Raw genomic sequence first — 14934 nt, forward strand, 5'->3', positions numbered from 1 at the left:
TCCTCTGATAAGGAATGAAGTCCTTACTACGAACTAGATTCCAATCTTTTTACATTACTTCACATAGTTTGGTTTTTTCAAATTGTTCTACTTAGAAATCGAATTTGATTTCTGAAAAAATCTAAGTATATGTAGTGGACTACTGGACTGACAAGCCTAAAATGATTGATTAGGCGTAGGTTGGACTGAGCAAAGCTAAACCCAACGCCATAACTAACCAATGTTGGGTTTCCTAACGTCAACCCAACCTACATTTAATGTACTATTTTAGCCTTGTCACGCCACTACGTATCTGTTTAAAAATCAATTATTAATCCGATATTACTAATTTGTAATATCTCAATGTACTATAGCAAATGAATCTTGAATATTCATTTTTTCATGAGTCTAAAGAAGTAAAAAATATTTTACTAATTATGACTTTGGAATAATTTAAAATATCCGGCTTTATTTAATAATAAAAACATAGGTGATGAAACACCTATATTCAGTAAGTGAGGTAAAAATTTCATGTCACAGCAAATTGCTTTATCAGATTTAATGGTGGATCTATCCACAGACGAACAACAGCTGCTAGCTGGTGGACAATTCCTTGACGATAGTAGAGAAGATGGTGAAAGATCATCTGATGATGATGAAGGTACCACTCGCCTCTACAGAATTAGCAGCACCGCACTTGTGAGAGTTCGTAAAATCCGTTAATCATCTCAGTTTGTGGTGAGAGGAGAGACTGATAAAACTGCTGCTCATTTAATGTAGCAAGTTTTAAAAGTCTGATATCTTTTCTAAGTTAGTTTAATTAACAACTTAGAAATCAACAAGCTAGATATTATCCCTAATATCTAGCTTTCTTACCAGTCACAACGTCTATTCACACCTTGGACTTCTAAAACATATTTATTATGCACCCATGAGGTAATTTTATTTCATGGGTGCTTATATATTTTAAGTTCACACATACATCTTAAATAATTATTTAACACGCGAATCTTTGTTGATTTTAATTATGGAGATTTTTATAAGAAACCTAATTTTAAATATTAAAAATACAATGCCTATAGATAGAATTAATTACTATTTTTTTTATAACTAAGGATTAGTTTATTACAGGGAAAATCTCTCTATAACAGAGATATAGGTGATGAACACCTATGTAACGTAAGTGAGGAAAAAAATTATGTTTAGTCAAACAATTGCATCTGATTTATTGACTGATCTATCCACAGATGAACAACAAGTTTTAGCTGGTGGATATGGACGTTACAGAAAAGGCTGTGGTTATGGTGGTGGAAGTGGTGTTGGTAGCACTGAAGAGTCAACTTCAGGATCAGTACCCTTCAGAGGGGGACGTTTAGCAATCGGCTTCATCATCACAGCAACACCATTTTCTAAGTGTTTAAATGGATATTCTGGCACTAATGGAGACTCTGGCACTGATGGAGGTGGTGTAGGTTCTGGTGGTGAAGACTAATTAAATCCTGATCACTTGCTCAAATTCAACTTTGAGCAAGTCGGGAAAATATTTTCAGCTTTTACTAGAGACATTGCTATGCAACGTCTCTAGTTATTTTGTGAGGTATTGAGTTTTTCTGCTGCTAACATACTGGAGCGTTCCCAAATCCAGTCTTGTATGATTGGGTTGACTAGTTCTGGTGCTTCGTCTTGCGGACAATGTCCTACACCTTCTAAGGGTATAAATTTGAGGACTTGGGGATAATTGGCTAATTCTCGACCTAAATCTATAGGTTCCCACGGGTCGGCAGTTCCCCACAAGATGATTGCTGGGCAAGGTAGTTGTGGTAGAAGGTCTTCTGGTAGAGGCCCTGTAGAATAGGATGTAAACGCCAAAAATACGGCGACTGCACCAGGATCTTTGGCTGGCGCGGTGAGAATATCAACTAATTCATCTGTGACGGTTTCGGCGTTAGCGTAAGCTTGCAATAAGATTTTACGGACTGTTTTTGGTTGTGCTACTTGATCAAAAAAGAATTTACCTATAGGTTTAATAGATAATATGCGTTGTAGTATGGGCGCGCCAACACGACGCGACCAAGGTAAAGTGGCTCGCTTGCGATCGTGCAGTAATCTTAAAGAACAATTAATTAAGGTGACTCCTAATGCTATGTCTGGGTAACTGACGGCTGCTTGCATGACGATAATACAGCCAATGGAATTTCCCACTAGAAAAGCTGCTTCACCTATGACTTCACGACAAAAATCAGCTATTTGCTCTCCCCATGTTTCTAGTGTGTAAGTCATTTCGGTATCTGGTTGGGGTTTAGCTGAACCTCCAAACCCAATTAAATCTATGGCATAAACACGACAATTCGCTGCTAATACGGGGATGTTTTTTCGCCAATGCAACCATGAAGCACCGAAGCCGTGGACTAGAACCACAGCCGGGCCATGATTTCCTTGAGTTTGATAGCAAATGGGAAAGCCTCGCCACATCCAGGTTTTTGGGGAGTCAAGGCTGATTATTGAATTAGTCATCAGAAATTATGAATACTAAAAAATTTATTTATGATTGATTCAATATAATTTTAAACTTTTGTAAAATTATATCAAGCATTTCCGTCTAGGAATACCTACATAGGGGTGTAGCGCATAGAGACATCTGCTTTTAATAGGTTGATCTGAATTTCAATCATCAAATCAGATTTCCACATGAATTAAAAGTGTTGAGGTTTTAGCTAATTGTTGCTAAAAAATTAGCAAAGATTTGATAAAGAAGATTCTAGCAAAACCAACTTAAATTCAGTAGTTTTACAAGTTGCGTATCCACAATCAGCCTATAAGATAGATTGATTATTAAGCATCTGCTAATAAGTAGTTTGCACATCCAACATGGTGCAAACTTAATTTAAAATTTTATCGCTAGTACCTTTCAGCGAAAGACAATGACTAGAGTTGAAACAATTGGTACTCCTGTTGGTGACTATGCACCCGATTTTGAATTGCCTGGCATTGACAATCAAGTACATCATTTGAGCCGTTATTTAGATAATTTTGGCGTGGTAGGTGTTGTTTCTATACGCCACCACTGCCCCTATGTGAATTTATACATTAATAGATTAAAGGAAATTCAGAAAGAGTTTGCTACAGCCGGATTTGTGTTAATTGCCATTAATGGCAGTGATAATACTGGGCTTCCTGGGCATAATTTAGAAAAGATGAGAGATTTTGCCGAGAGACACCAGTTGAATTTTCCTTACCTGTGGGATTCTACCCAAGATGTCAGTCGGAGTTTTGGCACGATCGCCACACCAATGGCCTTTGTGATAGATAGTCATGGTATATTGCGATATAGAGGACAGATTGACAATCACCCTCAAAAACCGTTAGCCAAGAGTGAAGACTATCTCAGAGATGCGATCGCAGCTTTGTTGCAAGGGAAAGAAATACTTATACCTGAAACAGAACCAGTCGGCACCCCAATAATCTGGCGTATCTAGACATAGATAGTCACACTACTGCTATCTTAAATTGGAGGCAATTGCAACTTTTTTGATAAAGCGTGACTTCATGGGAACGAATTACCGACGGGTTTTACTTAAACTGAGCGGTGAAGCCTTAATGGGCAACATGGGCTATGGGATTGATCCAGAAGTGGTCAAGGAAATAGCCCAAGAAATAGCAGAGGTGATAGCCACAGGCGTTCAGATAGCCATCGTCGTAGGTGGCGGTAACATCTTTCGCGGCGTAAAAGCAGCCTCTGCGGGAATGGACAGAGCCACCGCCGATTATATTGGGATGATTGCCACAGTCATGAATGCCATGACACTGCAAGATTCACTAGAACGAATAGGAGTGCAGACGCGAGTCCAAACCGCGATCGCCATGCAAGAACTAGCAGAACCATATATTCGTCGTCGCGCCATCCGTCATCTTGAAAAAGGTCGGGTGGTTATTTTTGGTGCGGGTTCTGGCAACCCATTTTTTACTACAGATACTACAGCAGCATTAAGAGCCGCAGAAATTGATGCGGAAGTTATCTTCAAAGCTACTAAAGTAGATGGTATCTATGATGCTGACCCGGAAATTTATCCTAATGCAAAACGTTACACTACTCTGACCTACGCTCATGTTTTAGCGAACGATTTGCGGGTGATGGATAGTACCGCGATCGCTTTGTGTAAGGAAAACAATATCCCCATTTTAGTTTTTGACCTAACGGTGCGCGGTAATATTCGCCGTGCAGTTTTAGGAGAATCTATCGGTACCCTTGTGGGAGGTTCGTGTGAAATTAGCTGACGCTGAAAGTAAAATGCAAAAAACCGTTGAAGCGACTCAACAAGCCTTCAACACCATTCGCACTGGTCGCGCCAATGCCAGTCTACTAGATAAAGTCCAAGTAGATTATTACGGTTCACCTACACCGTTAAAATCTTTGGCTAATATCAGTACCCCAGATGCTACAACTATCCTGATTCAGCCCTACGATAAAAGCAGCTTAAACTTAGTCGAGAAGGCAATTTCCCTCTCAGACGTAGGTTTAACACCCAGTAACGATGGGTCTGTAATTCGGTTAAATATACCACCTCTAACCAGCGATCGCCGTAAGGAATTAGCCAAAATTGCAGCTAAATACGCCGAAGAAGGTCGCGTGGGGATTCGTAACATCCGCCGAGATGCTATAGACTCCATCCGCAAACAAGAGAAAGCTTCAGAAATTTCTGAAGATGAATCCAAAGACCTACAAGATAAACTGCAAAAACTGACCAATCAGTACACCACCCGAATTGACCAGTTGTTAGCAGATAAAGAAAAAGACATCAGCACTGTTTAAGTAGGGAATAGGAAATAGCGTTTTCTGTCATGGATAACAGGGGAAAAGCAAAAAGTAAATTCATTTGCTTTTCCCCTTCATATTATGTAATAGCAGTAGATTCTTAAATTTCAGTAATCATATCAGTTTCAAAATTTCCTAAGTAACGGCTACCCTGGCTTTATTGAATTCACGAAGCAAGAAATCATGGCTAAAAAAGGTAGTTACGGGGAGTATATCTGTGACCATTGTGGTGCTACAGACATGAAGGTAATCAGGTACGTTGATAAAGGCTACGGCACTATACGTATCGTTTTGAACTGTAATAAATGTAGAAATGAAGATTACTTTGACAGTACAGGAAATTAACCTCAAGGAATTTTAAATTTTTATCACTGAATTTCTCTCTGGAATGAGAGATGCAGACAGGGGCGGGATATATTCCGCCCATATATTTCTAGTGGTGCTGATAGATGCAGGTGGATTTTGCTAGCCTAGTGAAATAAGAGCTAGCTAGGCACATAGAGGTATGATATGGCTCATTTAAATCTTCGTCGCTCCCAAAATGTCAACGGCGATTTTTACATTGACACTACTTGTATTGATTGTGATACCTGTCGCTGGATGACTCCTGAAGTATTTTATCGAGTTGATGAACAATCAGCAGTACATCATCAACCAACTACAGAAACAGAAAGATTAGCTGCTCTCCAAGCTCTTTTAGCTTGTCCCACTAGCTCTATTGGTACAGTAGAAAAGCCGCAAGATATCAAAATTGCTCAACAAAGTTTTCCGCTTTTAGTCGCAGAAAATGTTTATCACTGTGGCTATCATTCCGAAAAATCCTATGGTGCTGCTAGTTATTTCATTCAACGACCAGAAGGCAATATATTGGTAGATTCTCCCCGATTTACACCACCTTTAGTCAAAAACATAGAAGCTATGGGGGGAATTCGTTATTTGTATCTGAGCCATAAAGATGATGTGGCAGATCATCAAAAATTTGCTGCACATTTCCAGTGCGATCGCATTCTCCATGTTGATGATATTACTACGGGTACTCATGATGTAGAAATGCCACTGACAATTGCAGAACCATTTGCACTTGCGCCAGATTTGTTAATTATTCCTGTTCCTGGTCACACCAAGGGACACACAGTTTTACTGTATAAAAATCAGTTTCTGTTCACTGGCGATCATCTAGCTTGGTCAGAAAGTCGGCATCAGTTAGCAGCCTTTCGTGATTATTGCTGGTATTCGTGGTCAGAACAAATCAAATCAATGCAAAAATTGGCAAATTATAGCTTTGAATGGGTTTTACCAGGACATGGGCGACGATTTCATGCTGATGTTGAGACTATGCAACAGCAAATGCAAAAGTGTATTGAGTTGATGGAAAGTTTGTGACGTAATTTCAAGCCCAGTATTCGGGTTGAATTAATTCATTGGCGATCGCTATTAAACTAGCAAAATCAATCTGACTCCACAGTATCCAGAATCTCACTTGGGCGCGATGACGTTGCCTATCTGTGGAATTGGTGATGCGCCATAGGTGAAGAACTAGAGACAACCAAGGGTAGGTGCGGCGAATCAACCACCAAAACAACTTACAGAACACACTAAAACTTAGGCAAGGGCAAATTCGCCAGCTTTAACTGGTTGTACATTCAGTTCTTTACGCCATACCTCCACAGGTTTTTCCCACGCTGCTTCCCATTTTTGAGCAATCAATGGTTTGGCATTTTTGCCCATTTCCCATCCGCGTGCGATCGCCCTCAAAAGAGGTGAAAGTGTTTGTGGTTCTAGCACAGTAGCAGCAATCAAAGCATTGGCAATCAGCAAACTGGCTAAAGGTAATTGGAACTGCGCCAGATAAAAGGCTTGTAAGCCAATTTCCCCGATGCCGGTGACATCAAATCCGGTGATGATATGCCAAATATCATGGGTTTGCTGCCAACGATGTTCTACGTAACTGTTATCAGAATTAATCTCAATGTTTAAATCTATGACTTCAAACTCATATGCTTTCATCGTGCTGGCGTAGGTATATCCCAACGAGTCTGGAGGATATTGCAGTAAAACTGTTAAATCATGGCGAGGCGCAATATAGCGTTCTTGGATGATGTCTGCGACTTCTGGCGTGGTTTTCATGGCGGTAACTGCTAATTGAAAGGAACGACTATCAACCAGGCTATTGCTCAATTCCCAGACAGGTTCTAGATTACCGCTTTCATCAAACAGCATAGTTACAAAGGCTTTGATGCCTTTGATTGTCCGTACAAGAGATGACAAGTTAATCCCAGTGGGTTGATTGACGATGGATTGCATGATGTGACCTCTAAGGAGATAGCATAAACGTGAACAGTGTTCATATTTATCAATATATGAACACTGTTCATGTTTTGTCAACTATGATCTGTGAAATTTCCAGAATGAGACGACAACCCAAACAGACGTGTAGCCAAGAAAGAGTACATCACATCTTGGATGTAGCAGAACAGTTATTTATTGAATTGGGATATGAGCAAACCAGCACAAGAGCGATCGCCACTCGTGCTGGTGTTCCTGTCGGGTTGTTGTATCAGTTTTTCCTGACAAAGAAGCGATAGTGCGATCGCTAGCTCATCGGTATTATCCTCTATCTGAAAAATAAAAACTGGGATGCACCCTAGCTAAAGTGCAGTCACAGCAAAAATTAGTGTCAATTTATACTATTTTAATTTCTTTTAGTCGATATACTCATGATTAGGTTCTACCTGGGAAATGTGAAGTGGCTTTGCCACTTCTTTTTATGGGTGCAATTGCCTGATGGAGAAAAGTAAAAAGTCGGAATATAAAACTTTTTACTTTCTACCTTTATTTAGTCATTAGTCATAGTATCACGCCATTTTTCTTGGTTATCCTTCATTTCCGCTTCAGGCGATCGCGCTAATAACCAAGTTTTCCATCTTAAAGGTTTTTGTCTCTCCACATGATGAATTAACTGCATAATAGATACATCTGCTTTGAGAGGAGTTCTGAAATCAAAATTAATTGTTTGCAAAATTTTCGCATCATCTTTGATAAAGTGCTGAATAAAAATGTTAGTCAACCACAGCACGAAGCGATTCACCAACCAACCAATAAAACCAGGACGTTTTTTAGTTAAAAAGACAGATTGAATCTGTGATTTACCATCATCAAGCATCCGCATTGTAAACATAATATACAAATGCAGCATATCCGGCCCGACAGTTACAGTAAAAGTGCTGCCATACCAATAGGAAATACTATAAACATTATTCTTGTATATCGGACGCAGTAATTTAAAGAATTTACTATCTTTATTACTACGTCTCTGTTTGGTAAAAACAATAGCATTTTGATTGAGTTCCTGTTTTTCAAAAGTAATATCTAACTGTAGGTTATGCACAGCATAAAAGTGCTGTACATCAATGGAATTAATCATGACAATATGAGGGTGACAGTTTATCAAAAATCGAGAACCTACAACACTTTCACACTCATGAAACTCTAACTCTGGTACAAAAGGTAGAGGTTGTCTAGGATTTTCACCAGTCCAAATCCAAATTAATCCATATTTCTCAGCCGTCGGCCAGGTTTTTAACTTCAAGGGTAAGGGTTCTTCTAAACACGGTATCTCTACACAAATTCCCTGATTATTAAAACTCCAGTGATGAAAAGCGCAGCGTAAATTATTGCCTTCAACTCTGCCCTCTGCTAAGTCAGCACCCATGTGTGGACAGTAGGCATCTGCAATTACTACTTGCTCATCTTCCCCACGATAAACAACTATTTTTCTCCCTAAAATTGTCATAGGTTTTACTTCACCTACAAGCAAATTTTTAGAGGGTATTACCCAATACCACCCTTCAATGAAACGTTCGAGATTATTGAAATTTTTCGGTTTACGAATTGGTTGAGGAGACTGAAAATTAACATCCATTTTTAAGGTTTCACTGATAAGTGAAGCGGTTGACCTACAAATAACATAAGTATTTGAGAAAAACAGTTATTTTGAGTACGTCGCGTCGCTTCGCTCCAAATTCAAAATTCAAAATTCAAAATTCAAAACTTAATTATGATGCAATAAAGTTCAGTTATTGGTAACGGTAAAATCTAAAAATACTGATATAAACTGTCTTGAATTATGATGTGATTTCAAAAGTTTATTGATAAAAAAATAATCCCGATTACTTTGTGAAATCGGGATTTTAAAATTTGGTATAATCTGCTATACAGTAAACTAATTAGCAGGATAACCGGCTGCTGCTAACGCATCTTTGATAGCTGTTTCTGAGGCTTGTGATTCCACATTCACTAGCTTTGTTTGAGGATCAGCCTCAACTATCGCCTCAGCATCAACGCTTTTGACTGCATTAGTAATCTTGCCTGCACAAACCGAACAAGACATATTGGGGACTGTGAGTTGGATTGTCATAGATTTACGGAAATTCAGTGGTCTGCGCTTTTATCATATCTAGGGAATAGATAAGACTAAAGCTCAAATAGCAACATAATTAGAGCAGAAATTTAGTTTATCTCAATTTGCCCTTTCCTGGTGGACAGGCTATGGCAACTCCCAAGTATTCACACCATAGCTTGATTCATTAAAATCGCTCTGGCTGAAAAATCACCACAAACAGATAAATGCAAAGACTTAAGGTGACTATTCCTAAAGTAGCGATCGCGTAAGATGCTGTCCGTGATAGCTGGATTGTAGTTGCAGCTTGTACTTCTGATGCTAGCAACACATCCACACACAGTAATACAAACAAAGATACAGGAAGCCTGTAACGTTTAATACGCAAAAAATTAAATAATTCTAAAAAATTTGGACTACTCATCAATTATATTATCCTCATTCAGTTACGCTCATCCTATCGTCACGATGAGAATTTTAACTATTATCAGCTACTAACAGCAAATAACATCGGTATTTTGATTGATTTCTAGACAAATGTTCAGCATAGGTGTAGTGCTTTCAGCTAATTACAAAATTCTACACAGGTTAAATATTTACATATTTACTCACTATATTTTCAGTATTTATTACCAGTAAATTACTATCAGACAACAATTTATTGAAATTTACTTTTATTTACATAAATATAGATAAAATTTTGAAATTTTTATCCATTCTCTTCCATTTAATACCTAAAGTGTCACTTAAAAATTATCACATCAGTTGTTAAACTAACCTCGATAGAAGCTTAACGATTAACACAATAATTTCCATTAGGGAGATTTCCCTGTTCCTTTCACTTTCTAATTTCATTAAATTGGAGATCATCATGCGACGCTTTATTTTTCCCATACTAATTTATATAGTAATTGCTGATATATTAGTATCAAAATCTGCTATGGCTACTCCAAAGGTAGCTCCTGTCAATCATGAACAAAATCCTGTGATTGTTGGCGGTTTTTTTGATGATGTTCAGAAAGGTATAGAAGACTTAAATAATACAATTAGAGGTGTGAGAAATACTGTTAATGAAGTTAATCAACTACAAAATGACATCAACGGTAAAAATACTCAAAACACCCCGAATAATCAGAATAATACGATCAATCCTACTCCAGAAGCAGAAACAAAGCCATCTACACAACAGCCACCTCAACACAATAATTCCCAACCTAGTCAACCAGAGTCATCAATTAATAACTCTGGTAGATAATTGATAAAGAATTGTATTAGTCAGAGAACAAATATTCCTGCACTTCATATACTGGATCGTATTCCTAAAACCATTAGCACGAGGAGGTGCCGAAATGGTTCACACTTACGAGGTATTGGTAGATATTAAAGAATTTGCTGATCTAACTAATAGTATCTGCCAACGTGGAACATCCAGATTTGAAATCATGGCAGAGTCAAAACAAAATGCAGATACTATGGCTAGAAGCCAAGCTAGAAAAGAACATCCTAACGGTACAGAATATGATGTCAGGGTCACAAGACTACTGAGATAACACTCTGACGATTGTAAAATTTTTGCTCACTTTCAATAGGGCTGTATAGCAGTATTTTCCAGAAGTAAAGTTCAGATTAATAGTAGTTAGCATCAGTAAAATTTGAGCTTCTAAGCGAAATACAGTGAATACAGCCTCTTAAAAACTGATGTTTTTGCTTAACATTTTGTAATTAATAGAAGTATTCTGAAAAATTAACTCAACTATTTGTTAACTTGTCGCCTTGTCACTTTGATAACTTACGTACCTTGTTTCTTGACTAATGTACGGGCGGTTTTAACCAAAATATCTGTTTTCTAACGTGAATATCCCACAGAACCCGCCCCTAATGACTAATGACTATTGACTATTGACTATTGACTCCTCCACTTTACCAATCAAAACATAACTGCGGTTCGTGGGTAATATTGATATATCCTGGTTGATTTTTCACTCGTTCTAGCCAAGCTAGAATTGCCGGAAACTGTGTTAAATCAAACCCTCCTTCATCAGCAACATGAGTATAAGCAAATAAAGCAATATCGGCAATTGTGTAGCGTTCGTCTACAAAATAACTATGTTGACGTAAATGATTTTCCATGACTTTTAAGGCTGCATAACCTGGTTCACGCTTTTGTTCTAGTGCGGTGCGATATTCTTGTGCTTTTCCTAAAATAGACATCCAAAATCTTGATGTCGCAATATATGGTTCATGGCTATATTGTTCAAAAAATAACCATTGCATGACTTGCGCTTTTAAATAGCGATCGTAAGGCAGAAATTCTGTGTTTTCGCTAAGGTATAATAAGATAGCATTCGATTCTGCTAAATATTTTTCTGGGGCAATCTCTAATACAGGAACTTTACCGTTAGGATTTTTACTTAAGAATTCTACTGTACGGCTTTCTCCCTTTAATATATTAACCTCAACTCTCTCAAATGGTATGCCCATTTGAGTTAGTAAAAGGCGCACTTTATAGCAATTACCTGAAAGTAAAAAATCGTACAAACGCAATGTTTCCATATACAAAATATGAGAGATAATACGTGGTTAATTTAGGGTCTAAAATACAATACCTTACAAAATCATTACTAATAAACAGGATATTTTGGAATTTTTCTACCTTTATTTACGAGAACATTAATTATCTGAATAAATAAAAACCATATTCTTTAAATTTGATATTTAAGTGTTTTATTTGATGCAATCATAAATCAAAATTATGTGTGGCAGATTCACTTTAACCCAGTCATCACAAGCTTTAGCCGAATTTTTTCAAATACAAGAAGTTCCAAATTTGACGGCGCAATATAACATTGCTCCTACGCAAATGGTGGCGACAGTGCTATATAATCCTAGTGACAACAAACGACAATTACAGCATTTGCGTTGGGGCTTAATTCCCTCTTGGGCTAAAGACCCTGGTATCGGGGCAAAGTTAATTAACGCTAGAGCTGAGACTGTTGCTGAGAAACCCTCTTTTCGTTCCGCCTTCAAAAAGCGTCGTTGTTTAGTGGTAGCTGATGGCTTTTATGAATGGCAAAAACAACAACGCACAAAACAGCCATTTTATTTTCGTCTGGGAGACGGAAACCCCTTTGCTTTTGCTGGGTTGTGGGAAAAATGGATTTCCCCTGCTCAGGAAGAAGTGATCTCTTGTACAATTTTGACAACGACAGCCAACGAGTTATTGCAATCTATCCATGATCGAATGCCGGTGATTATTGACCCTAAAGATTACGATACATGGCTAAATCCTGAAATCCAGACTGCACAAGACCTACAGCCTTTATTATCTCCCTATCCAGCCGCAGCCATGACCGCTTACCCAGTTAGCAAATTGGTTAACAGTGCAAAAAACAACACTCCAGAATGTATCATCGCAACCGACGAACAGAATCAACTCCCAAATCAGTTAAATTAACTAATGAGGTACTGGGTATGAGGAATTTTGGATTTGAGATTGAAACTCAATTCAGAATTGAATCCCCTAGTTTCCAGTCCTTGATCCCCGATCCCCAATAACAGTATGCCAAGAACGCAAAAAAACGATAACTTTATTGATAAATCTTTTACAGTCATGGCAGATATTATCCTCAAGATACTGCCAGCTAACAAAAAAGCCAAAGAAGCATTTGTGTATTATCGAGACGGGATGTCCGCCCAAGCTGAGGGTGAGTACGCTGAAGCCCTAGAATACTATGAGGAAGCCCTATCTTTAGAGGAAGACCCCAACGATCGCGGTTTTATTCTCTACAATATGGGTTTAATCTACGCCAGCAATGGTGATCATGATAAAGCATTAGAACTTTATCACCAAGCGATCGAACTCAATCCCCGCTTACCCCAAGCTTTAAATAATATTGCGGTAATTTACCACTATAAAGGCGAAAAAGCCAAAGAAGCTGGAGATAATGACGGTGGCGAAGCACTTTTTGACCAAGCAGCCGATTATTGGGTAAGAGCAATTCGCATGGCTCCCAATAACTACATTGAAGCCCAAAACTGGCTCAAAACCACCGGCAGAATGCAAATTGATGTGTTCTTTTAGTTATTAGTCATTAGTCATTAGTCATTAGTCATTAGTCCATAGTCAAACCCCTTGAACAAAATTTAGGGGGTTTAAATCCCCATTACAACACGTAATTGCGTTAGCGTAGCGGGAAGTTAGTCCATTGCGAATTGCAAATTGCGAATTGCGAATTGCGAATTGGTTTAACTATGGACTAATGTATAAACCCATTATTTTTTATTAATGGTGACAATTCTAGCTAGCATATAGCCTGTTAAATCCAGTAATTGATCTAAGAAAAAACCGATAATCCCTACATAAAATATAGCCTCAGTTATGTAGTTAAGGTTGACAGCTTTATAACCCTCCCAAGCCAAATTCCCTAGTCCTTTTTGCTCAATTAACATTTCTTGAGCAATTACTGTAAACCATGCTACCCAAAGTCCAACTTTCAGTGCATGAAAGAGGTGAAAAATAGCTACACGAAAGTTCTTGTCTTGTCTATAAAAATGTCGCATCCCGATAGCTGTATTGATGACAATTGTCCAGAAGGTAGCAAGAAAAGTGACTATCACAACTGCTGATTCTTTCTCTTGTAGTATTACCAAAACAAGAGGTAGCAAGGCGATAGGGGGGATGCTATGGGGTATTTGCACTATGCGTCTAAGTATCTGATAGATTGTGCCATTAACCCCAATTAAATAACCAAGTAAACTGCCTGCGACAGCAGCAGGGATGTAGCCTACAAACAATCTTTGTAGACTATACAAAACATCTAAAAATATACTTCTATCCATGCCTCAGTTCTAATCTGGAACGGCAAAAAATACTGCGGCAATTACAACAATTAAAATTCTTAAAACGACAAATATGACACTCTGGTTAATTTCATCATACCAGAAAAGTGAATTTTAATAGAGGAAAGCAAGAGATATTTTAATATTGCAGTAATTTACTATTACCCAACGTCAACTCAAGCTTAATTGCTTGATAAATTTGATGTCAATAAACCCATATTTTAGGGATTGAACATTATTCAACCCCTAATTATTAAAATATTGTGAGCATTGGTATTTTGTTGGGGAAATGTACAGATTATTTTCCTAAATTGCGCTTCATCTGTTCTAATTCATCTTCAGTTTCCCAACGGCGGAACTTTTCTTCTAAGTCATCAAAACTACTGCTAGAGGTGCTAGCTTGATTCCACCAACCACCAGTTTCTATACGCTGTTGAGTTTGGGCTTTAGCGCGTGCTGTTTGAGCTTCGGCGGCTTTGGTTTTGACTTCTTGTCGTCGCACCTGGATTTTATGTAAAAGTTCTTGGGATTGGGCGATGCGTTCTTTTAGCCCTTGCATATGTCCCCAAAGCTGATTTCCTTCCCGCAGTAGGGTGGCTTCTCTGTCTTGGGCGGCGGCGGCTAAATCTTGTCTACCGCCGTTTTTGGCTTTTTGGACGCGGATGTGCCAACGTTGAATTTCTTGGGCGGTGGAGAGAATATCTTCTTGCGATCGCTTCTCTTGTAATTGTAAATCTGCAATTAATTTTAATGTATCTTCCTCTTGCTGTCGCAGCTGTTCTAACAACGCTTCTAATTCCAAATGCGGATTATTACGCAAGAATTCCTCTAAACGGTTTTCCAGAAACCGACTAAAATCATCAAATAAGCCCACTGTCAGAACTCCAGAGTTGGGGGTGTGATG

Annotated in this window: 20 protein-coding genes; 11 read left to right on the forward strand and 9 right to left on the reverse strand. The window is 38.3% G+C overall.

Translation table 11 applies throughout. The annotated features are described in order from the left end of the window. Nucleotides 1-510 precede the first annotated feature (510 nt). Both CV014_RS04625 and CV014_RS04630 read left to right on the forward strand, forming a co-directional pair. Nucleotides 511-702 carry a hypothetical protein gene (locus CV014_RS04625; RefSeq protein WP_236140947.1) on the forward strand — a complete coding sequence of 64 codons (192 nt, stop codon included), beginning with the start codon at nucleotides 511-513 and terminating at the stop codon, nucleotides 700-702. Between the two features lie 475 nt (nucleotides 703-1177). Then, nucleotides 1178-1471, forward strand: coding sequence for a hypothetical protein (locus tag CV014_RS04630; protein ID WP_236140948.1), 294 nt, complete (start codon nucleotides 1178-1180; stop codon nucleotides 1469-1471). An 89-nt stretch (nucleotides 1472-1560) separates the two neighbouring features. Here the strand turns inward: CV014_RS04630 and CV014_RS04635 are convergent, their stop codons facing one another. Further along, the gene (locus CV014_RS04635) at nucleotides 1561-2493 is read right to left on the reverse strand and encodes an alpha/beta fold hydrolase (protein WP_329608330.1); all 933 of its coding nucleotides are present in this window, start codon (nucleotides 2491-2493) and stop codon (nucleotides 1561-1563) included. A gap of 407 nt (nucleotides 2494-2900) precedes the next feature. Here CV014_RS04635 and CV014_RS04640 point away from each other — a divergent pair, with 407 nt between their 5' ends. The 4 genes from CV014_RS04640 to CV014_RS04655 all read left to right on the forward strand — a co-directional run bounded on the left by CV014_RS04640 (nucleotide 2901) and on the right by CV014_RS04655 (nucleotide 6175). Then, nucleotides 2901-3455: a thioredoxin family protein gene (locus CV014_RS04640; RefSeq protein WP_236140949.1), complete on the forward strand. Its 555-nt coding sequence runs from the start codon at nucleotides 2901-2903 to the stop codon at nucleotides 3453-3455. Between the two features lie 70 nt (nucleotides 3456-3525). After that, complete coding sequence (gene pyrH, locus CV014_RS04645) at nucleotides 3526-4254, forward strand: UMP kinase (RefSeq protein ID WP_103136329.1); 729 nt, start codon at nucleotides 3526-3528, stop codon at nucleotides 4252-4254. Further along, the gene (gene frr, locus CV014_RS04650) at nucleotides 4241-4789 is read left to right on the forward strand and encodes a ribosome recycling factor (protein WP_236140950.1); all 549 of its coding nucleotides are present in this window, start codon (nucleotides 4241-4243) and stop codon (nucleotides 4787-4789) included. The genes pyrH and frr overlap by 14 nt, the downstream gene beginning before the upstream one ends. Nucleotides 4790-5302: 513 nt before the next feature. Continuing rightward, a complete protein-coding gene (locus CV014_RS04655; protein ID WP_236140951.1) occupies nucleotides 5303-6175 on the forward strand; it encodes an MBL fold metallo-hydrolase in 873 nt (290 codons plus the stop codon). 7 nt (nucleotides 6176-6182) lie between these two features. On the opposite strand, the gene CV014_RS04660 is transcribed toward CV014_RS04655, so the two are convergent. Both CV014_RS04660 and CV014_RS04665 read right to left on the reverse strand, forming a co-directional pair. Continuing rightward, nucleotides 6183-6386 (reverse strand): hypothetical protein, encoded by a 204-nt coding sequence (locus tag CV014_RS04660; protein ID WP_236140952.1) that lies wholly within the window; start codon nucleotides 6384-6386, stop codon nucleotides 6183-6185. 8 nt (nucleotides 6387-6394) lie between these two features. After that, a complete protein-coding gene (locus CV014_RS04665; RefSeq protein WP_236140953.1) occupies nucleotides 6395-7096 on the reverse strand; it encodes a Coq4 family protein in 702 nt (233 codons plus the stop codon). A 104-nt stretch (nucleotides 7097-7200) separates the two neighbouring features. Between CV014_RS04665 and CV014_RS04670 the strand changes: the two genes are divergently transcribed. Beyond that, nucleotides 7201-7377: a helix-turn-helix domain-containing protein gene (locus tag CV014_RS04670; protein ID WP_329608331.1), complete on the forward strand. Its 177-nt coding sequence runs from the start codon at nucleotides 7201-7203 to the stop codon at nucleotides 7375-7377. 251 nt (nucleotides 7378-7628) lie between these two features. Here the strand turns inward: CV014_RS04670 and CV014_RS04675 are convergent, their stop codons facing one another. From CV014_RS04675 to kdpF, 3 genes are all read right to left on the reverse strand, one after another. Continuing rightward, nucleotides 7629-8714 carry an aromatic ring-hydroxylating dioxygenase subunit alpha gene (locus tag CV014_RS04675; RefSeq protein ID WP_236140954.1) on the reverse strand — a complete coding sequence of 362 codons (1086 nt, stop codon included), beginning with the start codon at nucleotides 8712-8714 and terminating at the stop codon, nucleotides 7629-7631. A 300-nt stretch (nucleotides 8715-9014) separates the two neighbouring features. Next, entirely contained in the window at nucleotides 9015-9209 is a 195-nt protein-coding gene (locus CV014_RS04680) for a heavy-metal-associated domain-containing protein (RefSeq protein ID WP_236140955.1), read from the reverse strand. 169 nt (nucleotides 9210-9378) lie between these two features. After that, nucleotides 9379-9615: a K(+)-transporting ATPase subunit F gene (gene kdpF, locus CV014_RS04685; RefSeq protein WP_236140956.1), complete on the reverse strand. Its 237-nt coding sequence runs from the start codon at nucleotides 9613-9615 to the stop codon at nucleotides 9379-9381. A 447-nt stretch (nucleotides 9616-10062) separates the two neighbouring features. Here kdpF and CV014_RS04690 point away from each other — a divergent pair, with 447 nt between their 5' ends. After that, the gene (locus CV014_RS04690; protein ID WP_236140957.1) at nucleotides 10063-10446 is read left to right on the forward strand and encodes a hypothetical protein; all 384 of its coding nucleotides are present in this window, start codon (nucleotides 10063-10065) and stop codon (nucleotides 10444-10446) included. A 94-nt stretch (nucleotides 10447-10540) separates the two neighbouring features. Next, the gene (locus tag CV014_RS04695) at nucleotides 10541-10741 is read left to right on the forward strand and encodes a hypothetical protein (protein ID WP_236140958.1); all 201 of its coding nucleotides are present in this window, start codon (nucleotides 10541-10543) and stop codon (nucleotides 10739-10741) included. Between the two features lie 370 nt (nucleotides 10742-11111). On the opposite strand, the gene CV014_RS04700 is transcribed toward CV014_RS04695, so the two are convergent. Beyond that, nucleotides 11112-11744, reverse strand: a complete 633-nt coding sequence (locus tag CV014_RS04700) for a glutathione S-transferase family protein (protein WP_236140959.1) — start codon at nucleotides 11742-11744, stop codon at nucleotides 11112-11114. A 199-nt stretch (nucleotides 11745-11943) separates the two neighbouring features. Between CV014_RS04700 and CV014_RS04705 the strand changes: the two genes are divergently transcribed. After that, a complete protein-coding gene (locus CV014_RS04705; RefSeq protein ID WP_236140960.1) occupies nucleotides 11944-12645 on the forward strand; it encodes an SOS response-associated peptidase in 702 nt (233 codons plus the stop codon). Nucleotides 12646-12750: 105 nt separating this feature from the next. Further along, a complete protein-coding gene (locus tag CV014_RS04710; protein WP_103136341.1) occupies nucleotides 12751-13272 on the forward strand; it encodes a photosystem I assembly protein Ycf3 in 522 nt (173 codons plus the stop codon). 191 nt (nucleotides 13273-13463) lie between these two features. On the opposite strand, the gene CV014_RS04715 is transcribed toward CV014_RS04710, so the two are convergent. Both CV014_RS04715 and CV014_RS04720 read right to left on the reverse strand, forming a co-directional pair. Next, nucleotides 13464-14030 carry a nitrate transporter gene (locus CV014_RS04715; RefSeq protein ID WP_236140961.1) on the reverse strand — a complete coding sequence of 189 codons (567 nt, stop codon included), beginning with the start codon at nucleotides 14028-14030 and terminating at the stop codon, nucleotides 13464-13466. Between the two features lie 298 nt (nucleotides 14031-14328). Beyond that, nucleotides 14329-14904, reverse strand: a complete 576-nt coding sequence (locus CV014_RS04720; protein ID WP_236140962.1) for a TIGR04376 family protein — start codon at nucleotides 14902-14904, stop codon at nucleotides 14329-14331. Between the last annotated feature and the right edge of the window lie 30 nt (nucleotides 14905-14934).

This window comes from Nostoc sp. CMAA1605 (assembly GCF_021596505.1).
Classification (GTDB): Bacteria; Cyanobacteriota; Cyanobacteriia; order Cyanobacteriales; family Nostocaceae; genus Trichormus.